Source organism: Pseudomonas meliae, assembly GCF_001400515.1.
Taxonomy (GTDB): domain Bacteria; phylum Pseudomonadota; class Gammaproteobacteria; order Pseudomonadales; family Pseudomonadaceae; genus Aquipseudomonas; species Aquipseudomonas amygdali.
Map to the genome: position 1 here is coordinate 1 of NZ_LJQT01000432.1, position 1,960 is coordinate 1,960.

Sequence of the window (1,960 nt, forward strand, 5' to 3'; positions counted from 1 at the left end):
AAACCCGGGGCGGTTCACCTGCTCTCCATTCAACAGGTTATCGAAGAGCGCAGTGAACCTCGTGCGAACCGTTGGATCAGTCAAACGGTAACACTTGGGAAGATCGGTAATTTCAAAACGGCTGCCCTGACGTTCCAGTGCGTGAGCCAGGGCACTCTCTTCAATCGCAATGCCCAGTGCATCCAATTGCAGCGGCGTACTCAATTCCGGAAGATTCTCGCCGTGCGCGACGATCATGCTCGACTCCGGAAGCGTGTGCCCGGCACAGAACGCCGGACCGTTGGCACTCAACGGCAAGGCGAAAATAATCGCCCCCTTCCAGGCTGTACCACTCTTGACCAAGGCCTGATTAGAGCGGTCGCGGACCAGTTGCAGCCAGTCCGAACGGAATTCCGTCAGCTCGCCTTCAAAGCCACCGGGCGTCACCTGGTCGTAACGAACCTGCCAGCCGCTGAGGTTGCGACCGTGCTCGTCGATGTCACAGGTTTGAAAACTCCGCAGGTGAGGTGGCGGTGCCGCGTCAATCGAAGCCTTGTTTGTCTCCACATAACGACTACTCATCGGCCTTGCCCCTTAATACGTCTCAAGGTCATGCGGCTAAGTGAAGGCAAGTTTCATTCCGGCAGCAAGGAGTTTGGGTGATTAATACAGCGAAGCTACCAAACTGCTTTCAAGCTTCATAAAAACTATGCTCGCTTCAAATAGAAAGCGTCCCGTTGAGTCATGGTGTAGGCCCACTCGCTGTCACAGCAAGACAAGCGGCCATCGCTCTCGAGTACTGATCACGTACACTGGCAATATATCATCACGCATCTCGACCAAGGTATGTGCCGTCGATTACGCTTCAGCTGGCATAAGTATGGAAAACAGCACATGCCACAAAGAAGAAACCTGAAAGACTCTATTTTCATACCCTTGAAGCTGTCTCAGCTGATCGGCCTTTTCAGTTGGATTATCAGCTGGTATGTGAATCCGTCTATTGAGCAATCACTGGATATATTTATTTATTGCGCTCTGGCGGGGGCGACGCTGTCAATCATTGTCACTTCCAACAGCAGAAGCATGACGACGTGGCGCCTGTTCGGCATTATCTACATGACCTCACTTACCGTTCTGTTCAAGGTACAAATCGAACGCATGGGCGTAGAGGCGTCGATGTGGGGATTGGTTGTCACTTCCCTGCTCATCACGGGAATGAGCGTATTCTTCGTCAAGTTTATTGACTACGTCGCTGCGGCTGCTCTGATCTGGTTGATCATGTGGCAAACGGACCTGACGGCAGTCGGCGTCGACCATGCGCCTTTGTCTTATGTTTTCCTGATCAGCTCGACCTTGTTGGGCGGCTCCCTGAATGCAACCTTCCTGAGCCTGGTCATGCAGACCATGGCGGCGAGTGATCGCTACCAGAAGCTGTCAGAGACCGACACGCTGACGAACGCCCCAAATCGCCGTGCTCTGGTCGCCAGCCTGGACAACGCACTGACGTCAGATGATAAGTCCTCGCTGTGGTTCGCAATGCTTGATCTGGATAACTTTAAAAGCATCAACGACAACCATGGCCACGACGTGGGTGACAATGTCCTTATATGTTTCGCAACACTCATAAAAAACACAACGGGGCTGGTCAACTTTGGTCGCCTGGGGGGAGAAGAGTTTGGCGTGATGTTATCCGCAGCAAACGCAGCAGACGCCATAGCGGCAATGGATCATTTATTGATGCACGCCCAAAAAGACCAAACAGCGAAAATGCCCTATTCATTCAGTGCAGGTATTGCAAGTTTGGCTCGGGCAAAAAACGTCAATGACCTGTTGAAAGAAGCCGATGAAAATTTGTATCTCGCCAAACGGAGCGGCAGACAATGTATTGCCTTTGAAGGCAGGATAGTTTCCGCGACCGCTGGAAGTGTGGAAAAGCAGAACCAAGGGGTGAAATCGGTTAATACGGGAGTATCAGTTTTTT

The 1,960-nt window shown here is 51.9% G+C and carries 1 protein-coding gene and 1 pseudogene; one reads left to right on the forward strand and one right to left on the reverse strand.

The window, feature by feature from the left end:
- A pseudogene (locus tag ALO64_RS20085) lies at positions 1–561 on the reverse strand (helix-turn-helix domain-containing protein); the annotation flags it as partial.
- A 312-nt stretch (positions 562–873) separates the two neighbouring features.
- On the opposite strand from ALO64_RS20085, the gene ALO64_RS20090 reads away from it, so the two are divergent.
- The coding region (locus tag ALO64_RS20090; RefSeq protein ID WP_094195103.1) for a GGDEF domain-containing protein at positions 874–1,960 on the forward strand (1,087 nt) is incomplete at its 3' end.